Source organism: Kitasatospora sp. NPDC091257 (assembly GCF_044757675.1).
GTDB classification, from domain to species: domain Bacteria; phylum Actinomycetota; class Actinomycetes; order Streptomycetales; family Streptomycetaceae; genus Kitasatospora; species Kitasatospora lactacystinica.
Genome location: NZ_JBIVVI010000244.1, coordinates 1 through 8,886 on the forward strand (window position 1 = coordinate 1; position 8,886 = coordinate 8,886).

At 67.0% G+C, this 8,886-nt stretch carries 7 protein-coding genes; 4 read left to right on the top strand and 3 right to left on the bottom strand.

The window, feature by feature from the left end; genetic code table 11:
• The first annotated feature begins 478 nt into the window (after positions 1-478).
• Both ACIQOV_RS14175 and ACIQOV_RS14180 read left to right on the top strand, forming a co-directional pair.
• On the top strand, positions 479-1,252 hold the full coding sequence (locus tag ACIQOV_RS14175; protein WP_401048463.1) for a helix-turn-helix domain-containing protein: 774 nt from the start codon (positions 479-481) through the stop codon (positions 1,250-1,252).
• Positions 1,249-1,722: an NUDIX hydrolase gene (locus tag ACIQOV_RS14180; RefSeq protein ID WP_401048465.1), complete on the top strand. Its 474-nt coding sequence runs from the start codon at positions 1,249-1,251 to the stop codon at positions 1,720-1,722. The genes ACIQOV_RS14175 and ACIQOV_RS14180 overlap by 4 nt, the downstream gene beginning before the upstream one ends.
• Here the strand turns inward: ACIQOV_RS14180 and ACIQOV_RS14185 are convergent.
• Together ACIQOV_RS14185 and ACIQOV_RS14190 are read right to left on the bottom strand one after the other, a co-directional pair.
• Positions 1,719-2,270 carry an HD domain-containing protein gene (locus tag ACIQOV_RS14185; protein WP_401048466.1) on the bottom strand — a complete coding sequence of 184 codons (552 nt, stop codon included), beginning with the start codon at positions 2,268-2,270 and terminating at the stop codon, positions 1,719-1,721. The genes ACIQOV_RS14180 and ACIQOV_RS14185 overlap by 4 nt on opposite strands.
• Before the next feature lie 6 nt (positions 2,271-2,276).
• Positions 2,277-2,711 carry a GntR family transcriptional regulator gene (locus ACIQOV_RS14190; protein ID WP_401048467.1) on the bottom strand — a complete coding sequence of 145 codons (435 nt, stop codon included), beginning with the start codon at positions 2,709-2,711 and terminating at the stop codon, positions 2,277-2,279.
• A 494-nt stretch (positions 2,712-3,205) separates the two neighbouring features.
• On the opposite strand from ACIQOV_RS14190, the gene ACIQOV_RS14195 reads away from it, so the two are divergent.
• Both ACIQOV_RS14195 and ACIQOV_RS14200 read left to right on the top strand, forming a co-directional pair.
• The gene (locus ACIQOV_RS14195) at positions 3,206-3,583 is read left to right on the top strand and encodes a hypothetical protein (RefSeq protein WP_401048469.1); all 378 of its coding nucleotides are present in this window, start codon (positions 3,206-3,208) and stop codon (positions 3,581-3,583) included.
• Positions 3,580-8,322, top strand: coding sequence for a caspase family protein (locus ACIQOV_RS14200; protein ID WP_401048470.1), 4,743 nt, complete (start codon positions 3,580-3,582; stop codon positions 8,320-8,322). Before ACIQOV_RS14195 ends, ACIQOV_RS14200 begins: the two co-directional genes overlap by 4 nt.
• A 127-nt stretch (positions 8,323-8,449) precedes the next feature.
• Here the strand turns inward: ACIQOV_RS14200 and ACIQOV_RS14205 are convergent.
• The coding region (locus ACIQOV_RS14205) for a LuxR C-terminal-related transcriptional regulator (RefSeq protein WP_401048472.1) at positions 8,450-8,886 on the bottom strand (437 nt) is incomplete at its 5' end.

An 8,886-nucleotide genomic window follows, 5' to 3' on the forward strand; every position in this document is an offset into this window, starting at 1 on the left:
GGGTGGCATGCCACTGCGTAGGGGGAGGGTACGTGTCGCGGTGGTTCAACTCCCCGGCCTGCCGAAGCAGCCTAGGTGCCTGCCGCGAACCGCCGCCCTCGCGTCGGTCCCGCACGATCGTGTCTTCAGTTCTCAAGGAACTGCGATGCCGTCAGTCCGTAGGGCGCGCGGCGAAGCCGCCTTCCCCCGACAACCGTCGGTCGCATTTGCCCAGCTCAGAGCAGCCCAAAGAAGGGCTGCTAGTTCGTCCGCCTCGCACTGCGAGACATGTTGAACATGTCTCTTACGATGCCGAGAAGCCGACGCTTCGTCAAGTCCATTGCTTCGTTTGGCTGGAGATTTCCGACCGCGCATCACTAGATTCGGCTCTCTGGGCCTGTCGGACCACGGCGTACCTGGACGGCCTTGGTCCGGCTTCGCTACCGTCAAGTCGTCCCGGATCGTCCAAGCGCCGTAACTTCGTCCATGGGAGGGCGTGATGGCTAATGAGAGGTTGCGGGGAGCGATCCTCGCGAGTGGGCTGAAGATCGAGCAGATCGCGGAACTGCTTGGTGTGAGCTCACGGACTGTCGAGCGGTGGGTTGAGGCGAAGGACGAGCGCCGGCCGTATCGGCGCTTCCAATACGCGCTCGCCAACCTGCTGCAGCGAGACCTGTCCGAGCTCTGGTCGGACGAGCAGAGCAGCGCCGCTACGGCCGAGGCTGGCCGGGCCGAGCTGGTGAAGCTGTACCCGCATCGTGCGGTCGTACCGAAGGAGCTCTGGACCTCCCTCTACGCCAAGGCCGAGCGGAATTTCGACCTCGTGGTCTACGCAGGCTTCTGGCTCTCGGAGGACCCGCTGTTCTTCAGGCTCGTCCGGGAGAAGGCACAGGCGGGCGTGCCGGTGCGGCTCATGCTGGGCGATCCCGACTGCGCTGGCGTGGCTCAGCGAGGGGAGGACGAGGGAATCGGGCCCGCGATGGCTGGCAAGATCCGCAATGCGCTGGCCAACTATGCGCCGCTGTTCGGCGTCCCGGGGGTCGAGTTCCGGCTTCACGCGACCACGCTCTACAACTCGCTCTACCGTGCCGACGACGACCTACTCGTGAACGGGCACGTCTACGGCGTCGGGGCCTACTTGGCGCCGGTCCTGCACCTCTCGCAGGTGGACGGCGGCGAGCTGTTCAGCACGTACGCGGCGAGCATCGAGCGGATCTGGGAGAGTTCCCGGACCATCACGTCGCCCCGACTCGAAAGTGAGAGCGCAGCGTGAGCCGTATCGACCACTTCCATGACCCGGCCGCCCCGGCAGCGAACTCCGTCGTGCCGTCCGTCACCGCCGTGGTGACTGACGTTGAGGGTCGGCTGCTGCTGATCCACAAGACGGACAACGACCTGTGGGCCCTGCCCGGGGGTGGCCACGACATCGGGGAGTCCGTGGCGGACACGGTGGTCCGCGAGGTGCGGGAGGAGACTGGGATCAACGTCGAGGTCGCCTCGGTTGTCGGGCTCTACACAGACCCCGGGCACGTCATGGCCTACGACGATGGCGAGGTCCGGCAGCAGTTCTCCATCTGCTTCAGGGCCCGCCCGATCGGTGGCGTCCTGCGGACGAGTTCGGAGTCGAAAGAGGTCCGCTGGGTCCACCCAGCGGACCTCAATGACCTGGACATTCACCCGTCCATGCGGCTGCGAATCAAGCATGGCCTGGAGGCCGGCCGCACCGAGCCCTACATCGGTTAGGAGTCGGGGTTCGACTTCAGTAGGCGGACCTCGACTCGACGTGCCGCCGCGTTGATCTCCGGCTCGGCGCGGCGGATGAAGCGGCCGACGATGCTGTCAGGGCCGTATCGGCCGACGATCTCCGCGATCCGGTCGGGCGTCGTCGTCAGCGTGCCATCCGGCGTGGTGGTCATGTCGCAGTAGATCAGCGCGTCCACCAGGTGGGGTTCCTCCAGCGGGAACTCTGCCTCCAGCTCGTGCCGCAGGCCGCGTTCCTCGGCTTCGAGCAGCGCGCACGAGTGGTGGGCGACCAGCCGTACGACGCGCTCGTCCACGTTCTCCGAACGGAGAAACCTGGCGCCGTCGAGCGGGTGGAACCCGGTGTGGACGATCCGCGGCGAGTAGCCGACGTCGTGAAGTACGGCTGCGGACTCCAACAGTTCGGCGTCCGGGCCGAGGATCCCAGCCAGGGTGCGCGCCCTGTCGGCCACCCCCTTGGAGTGGGTCCAGCGGCGGGGGAGGTCGGTGGACAGCAGTGACTCGGCAAGGTCGTAGGCCCACACGGGCATCTGCTCCTAGGTGTGATCGGCGGGCAGGGCGCGGACGGTCCGGCCCTTTCCGTGGCGCACTTCGAGGACCCCGGCGCCCTCCAGCTGCGCGAGGGCGCGTCGGACGGTGCCTCTCGCTGCACCGGTGTGTTCGGTGAGTTCTTTCTCCGAGGGGAAGACGGTCCCGACGTCGAGATTTCGGGCGAGGGCGGTGAGCTGGGCGAGCACCGGGACCTTCGGCTCGGCGCGTCCGACGACCCATCCGACACCGGGCTGCGACCGGATCTGGCCCTCTGCCGCGAGGACGTCGAGGGCGCGCTTCACTGTGGTGCGGGCGACGCCGTACTCCTCCATCAGCTCCGCCTCGGAGGGAAGTGCCATCACCGTGGAGTCTTCGCTGATCTTGGTCCGCAGCGCATCGGCGATCCGCAGGTAGGTTCCGCGCGGGCTCCGCTCGGGCACTGGCCGCTCCCTTCTCTAGGTAGATACCTAGACAGGATGAACGATTCCGGGGGAGCGCTGCCAGCCTCCAGGCCGTCTGCCCATCGCGACGGCCTTGGGTCGTCGGGGCTGGTCGGGCGCCCGGTCTCAGTTCTGGTCTCAGTCCACTGCGTCCGTGACGATCCGGTTCGGTCCCGCGTAGTCCGCTGACCTGTGGTCTGGACGAGCGTGGACGACCACGGACGGTGATTGGGCAAACTCGTAATGCGTAGGTCGCGGGTTCGAATCCCGCAGGCGGCTCTGTGAAAGCCCCAGGACTCACTCGCCGTGACCTGGGGCTTTTGCCTTTCCTCGACCTGCGGCAGGCGTCGACGACGCGCCGACGGCGATCATGCGCCGCATCGCGCGCGGAGTCGTCCGCGACGAAGCGGAGGAGCGTGTCCAAGGCCGGCGCCTCGGCCTGTTCGCAGCTGGTAGGGTGCGGCATCTGATTGGTCGCAAGCCCGGGGGGCCTGGTGCAGATCACTCTTCGTTTGGTGGACGCGCGCTCCGACGAGTTGGGCGCGCTGGAGAAGTGGCTCAAGTCCGAGCGTGATCTGCGCCGTGTGGTCGTCCGGCGCGAACACGCGGCCACCCTCCCCGGTGACATGGGAGTGCTTGCGGACTGTCTGCGCTTTGCCATCGACGCGGGACTGGTCGGGGTGCTGGCACAGTCGGTGATCGACTACTGGCGGTCGAAGGCCGCCTCCCGTCCGGCCGAGGACAGGCCGATGCTGGTCATCGAACGCGTGGATGCTCCTGACGGCACGCGGACCATCACCATCGAGGCGCGTGACCCCGAAACTGCCGAGGCGGTGCTCCGCGAACTGCCGCGTTCTCTCGGCAGTTCATGAACGCCGAGCCGCCTGCCGGAGAGAAGTCACGCGCCGTCCTCATCTCGTCCCGCATCTTCACCGACAGTACGTTCGCCGAGCTCGAGGCGGTTGAGCGAACCGTCGAGAAGGTGAGCGAGCAACTGCGTGATCCTGCTGTGTGGGGGCTCAGGCTCGATCACTGCCAGGAGATCTTGACGCACAAGAGCAACCCCGCCGAGATCCTCTCGGTCGTCCAGGCGGCGTCCCAGGCGGCGGAGGAGTGCTTCGTCCTCTACTTCGCGGGTCACGGTGTCGAAGAAGGCGGGCAACTCCTGTTGCCACTGACGCATTCCCGAGCCGACATGCCGAGCACCATGTTGGCGTTCGCCGACCTGATGAATGCAGTGGGCAGCGGGCCCGCGCCGATCAAACTCGTACTTCTCGACTGCTGCCATGCCGGGCTGGCCATGGACGTCCTGCCCTTCGAGCAGCACGTTGCCGGTGAGGCACCCGAGGGCTGCTACGTCCTCGCCGCCTGCGAAGCCAACCGAACGGCAAAGTCGCCCGAGGACAACGAGTTCACGGCTTTCGGCCAGGCCCTCATCAGGTGCCTGGTGGCTGGTGGGCCACCCACTGAGCGGTTCTGGACACCGCGGCAACTCTTGACGCATGTCGACAAGTGGCTCACCAGCCGTGGTTACCCGCGACCGGTCACCAATGACTCGCGGGTGGGTGAACTGCCCTGGGTGAGGAACCGGCGGTTCGTGAAGCCGTTCGAGGCGGCCGGCTATCAAGCCGCAGCGCCGGACAGTGACAGTGGGACGCCAGCGCAACCTGAGAAGATCCAGTACCTCGGCCCGGACCCGTTGCCGCTGCCGATCCCTTTCCTGGGGCGCGACGCCTTGCTGGGTGAGGCGCGCCAAATGGTGCGCATGGGGCAGGTCCTTCCCGTGACGGGACGGGCGCAGGTGGGCAAGTCGGCGCTTCTCACCTCGCTTCTCGCCAAGGCCGACCTGCTGCCCGCGGGTTCCCTCCCGCCCGTGGTACTCGAGATCGAGCCCAGTGCGGCGGCTGAGAGCCCGCTGATGGAGGCGATCACCAGAGCGCTGCATCAGACGCTGGACGACAGCGAATTCATGGTTGCGGCCAAGCGTACGACCGATGGCCTTCTCGACCTCGTTCTGCCTCGTCAGGTCAAGGGCAGGAGTCTCATTCTTGTCATCAAGGCGTGTCGCATCGACTTGAATCGCCCGGAACTCCGTGAAGAGCTGGACGAGTTGCTGAGGCAGGAGGTCTTCAAGCGCGCCGCGGTCATCGTGGAGACCACCGAAACCGTTGAGATCGACGGTGGGAACCACCGGCCGAGGCCACTCGTCGTACCTGCGCTGGCCACATCGGACGCTCTCGCGTTGATCGGTGACTGGCTCGCCGGCGAGAATCTCGTGACCGATGTCAACGGCCTGGACCTGGTGGGCTATGACGAGATAGTGCGTCGTCCCGGGGTCATCGAACGCGCCGTCCGCCTGGTCTGTCGAATTCACCGCAAGGACGATTACGACAGTTTCCTCGCGGGATTCGACGCCCGTTCCCGGGCGGCGGTGGAGATTGGGCCTGAAGAGTTCGAAGAAGCTCTGATGGAGGCCGCAGAGCCGACCATCGCCAGCGTACTGGACAGGGCCTGGTCCACCGCGACAGGAATGGACCGCACCAAAGGCCAGGCCCTCCTCACCGTGTGGGGAGTCATCGACGAACTGCCACTCCCGGTAGCCGCGCTCCGGGGCATGGGGTTACCGGACAGTGTGTTGCGGGTGCTTTTCAACGAAGGAATTCTCATCCCTTGGCGTCCCGCCGCCGACTCGGGACCTCCAGCCGGGGATTCCCCCCGGCTGGAGGTCAGCCCGGTCAGTCGAGAGGCGCTCAGGAACGACCTCCTGCGTACGATCCGCTCCACCGCCGACATGACGGCAGGCGCCGGCGGGGAACGCCCGTGCGACGTTGTCGACCGGAACCTGATCGCTGCCGGGCGCCTGCTGGCCAACACGGTGCTGCCGAGCGGGGAGACGGAGGGGGAGTCGGAGGCAGTGCCTCGTGTGATCGAGGCGCTGCGTCGGGCCGTGGGATGGATCGACCGCCATGTCCCGGATGCGCTGCCGGGGTTGCGCGCGCGACTCGGCCTCTACGTCAACGGCGACTCCGCGGACGCGGTCCTTCTGCCGGTGGCGCAGACGATCGGTTCTGTTCCGCTGACGGAGCCGGCGAACACCTCGCCGGAGACGGTCTCGCGGACTGGCGCGGAGAGTGAGCGATCGGCTGCCCAGAATGCTGTGACGAACGGTGCAGAACCCGGCAACGGCGCTGTGCGGCGATGGGAGTTGATCGACGAACTGTACGCGGCGGCGGGACGCCTCAACCTGGCCTCCCGGGCGTCGGTGCAGGAGCCGGACGCAGCCGCGACCTTCCTGTCCGCGTTCGAGTACGCCGTATCGCTCTTGGAGGTGTGCGGTGAAGCCGCCCCGTGGCGTGTGCTTCGCTCCGTCGACCAGTGCGGCTTCCACGGGGCGCGCCGCCATCGCGCGCTTGCCCAGGTGGCCCCTGCCCGTGAACGGTTGACGCGACAGCTGGCGGCCCTCCACGAAGGTCCCGCCAACGTCTCGCTGAACCGTCTGCTGTGGTCGACATCCTGGATCCTGAACACGGCTGCTGCCCAGATTTCGGCAGACGTCGGCGCCGATGCCTCTGACAGTCTCGAACTGGCGGGGCAACTGCTGGAGGTCTTTCCTCTGGCACAGGACTCGCGGGCCCGCCAGACCCGGAACTGGTTCCTCTACAGGTTGGCAGGACTTCGCCGTGCGACGGCGACGACGGCGGACGAGCGGCGGACAGCGGTGCGTTCCGCCTATGAACTCGCGAACGAGAACGCCCGTTTGGCAAGCGTGGTCCCGGAGCGGCAGCAGCAGTGGACACACAATCTTCTGGCAAGCGGGTACATGTACGCACAGGAGACAAGAGGGGACGGAGAGCGGCTGGAGCTGGCCCAGGAGACGCTGTCGGCACTTGAGGAGGCGTGGGGCTCCAGGGACGACTGGCCGGTGCCACTGGTGGTCGAGGCGGCCGGATTCCTGCGCAGGGTCCACGAGCGGCACGCGGACCTGGAGTTGCAGTACGCGGGTGCCCGGGAGGTTCTCGCTCTACTGAACGGCCGGGCCGGAAGCCTTGCCGATCGGGAGGGGCCCAGCGCCACCATGCCGGTGGACCACATGGTCGAACTGGCCGAGGCCAACGCGTTCCTGGCCTATGTCTACCGTGAGCGCAACGATCACGCGTCGGCCCGGCACAGCCTCCAACAGGGTGTACGCATGGCCCGGATCGCCGTGCGGTCCTTCCCCACCGGACGTACCTACATGACGTGGCTCCGGCTGCTGCGCACGAAGCAGGTCTGGTCCGGGGGCGGTCGTGGACGGACGCTGCTTCCGGAGCACGCCAAGGCCGTCGAAGAGGTCCGTCGGTGGCTCGACAGTGGTGAGGAGGTCCGGGCCGGGAATCAGTCGTTGGCCCTGCTGCACTTGTGGTGCTTGGACAGCGATTGGCAGCGGGAAGGGACCCTGGTGGTCGCGGCGCAGGCCGTGCCCGTGCACAACACGGGCTGGAACACCGGCCGTTCCTTGCAGCAGGTGCGAGCCGACCAGGTTCACCGTGGGCGCTGGAACGCGCTGATGGCGCATGAGCGGGTGTACGGTCCGACCTGGGCGCTGTACGAGGCCCGCATCAGGATCACTCGTGAGTACCAACGCTGGACCGCGATCTACAGCAGGCGCCCGCAGGAGGTCGATCACGGACCGGTTTGGGAACTGCTGGACAGGGCCGGGCAGTTGTTTCCGCGGAACCTGGACGTCATGAGGTCCCGTGCGTCCTACCACCGATACATCTGGGAGTACGGGGAGGCGGCTCGACTCCACGCTGAGGCGGCTCGGCAGGAGCGGGACGGGGACCGTTGGCGTCGTGGTCTGATCGAGGCGTCCGAGTGTCTGCTGAGACAGGCGATCTATGAAAAGGGGATCTCCTCCGCGGCGCGGGAGTCGGCCTTGTGCGCGGCTTCGGACTACCTGCAGGAGGTCTCCGAACTCCACACACAGGCCCCCCGGGTGTCGCTGCTGTCCGCTCGGATCGCCCTTGAGTTGGGCAGGCCGGTGGACTGGGACCTGGCCGACTCCAAGTTTGCCGAGCTGATCGGTGACGACTACGTCGGAAACGTGGGGCGCTACCTCAATGAACGTCGGGATCGGACGGCCGCGGACATCGACAGCGGCCCCGCGGCGGACTCCATTGAATGGGAGCATGCGGCAGCGCCCCATGAGGCACTCGTGGTGGATGATCTCCTTGAAGAGCACTTCACCGACGTTGAAGTCCTGATGTCTCTGGGGAGTCTCTACCTGCGGCGTTCTATCTTGAACGCAGAGCAGGATCCCGAAGCGGCCCGGTCCAGCGCCTGGCGCGCCTACAACTGCTTCGACGGACGCAGGGTCATGGAAGCAGCCGTCAACGGTCAGGAGAAGGTCGACACTGCCTTCATGCGCGGTCAGACCATCGCATGGGCGGCCGAACTCGCCGGCTCCATGGACCCCTTTCCCCGAGACAGCGGATGGCAGCGCGGGTGGCTCGATCTCGCGGAGTCTCGATTGCAGTCTGCCCGCAGTCGAAGTGCGGGTGGCTTCCACGAGTTGGTCTGCACGTGGGACAGCCGGTTGCGGGCGCTGAAAGCCGGGCTGAGGGAAAAGTGACGCACTGTCATCGGTCGAGTACCGGTGCTGAGTGGTTCGTCCGCAAGAACGGACCGTGCCGCACTGCCGAAGGCCCGGGCCGGATGGGATCCGGTCCGGGCCTTTGTGTGTGCGCCGGCGGGTGGGGTCACTGGTCGAGGTAGGTGAGGGCGGCCAGGATGCGGCGGTTGTCGGTGGTGGTCGGGGGGAGGTCGAGCTTGGTGAAGATGTTGGTGATGTGCTTGGCGACGGCCTTCTCGGTGATGAAGAGGGCCTGGGCGATGCCCGCGTTGGAGCGGCCCTGGGCGAGGGATTCGAGGACGTCGCGTTCGCGGGTGGAGAGGGTGGCGAGGGCGGTGTCGCGGTCCTTGGCGGCCAGGAGTCGGGTGACGACCTCGGGGTCCATGGCGGTGCCGCCGGCGGCGACGCGGCGGATGGCGTCGAGGAACTGGGCGCCGTTGGTGATGCGGTCCTTCAGCAGGTAGCCGATGCCGCGGCCGCCGGTGGTGAGGAGTTCGCGGGCGTAGAGGGGTTCGACGTACTGGGAGAGCAGCAGGACGGGGAGGCCGGGGGTGGTGCGGCGGG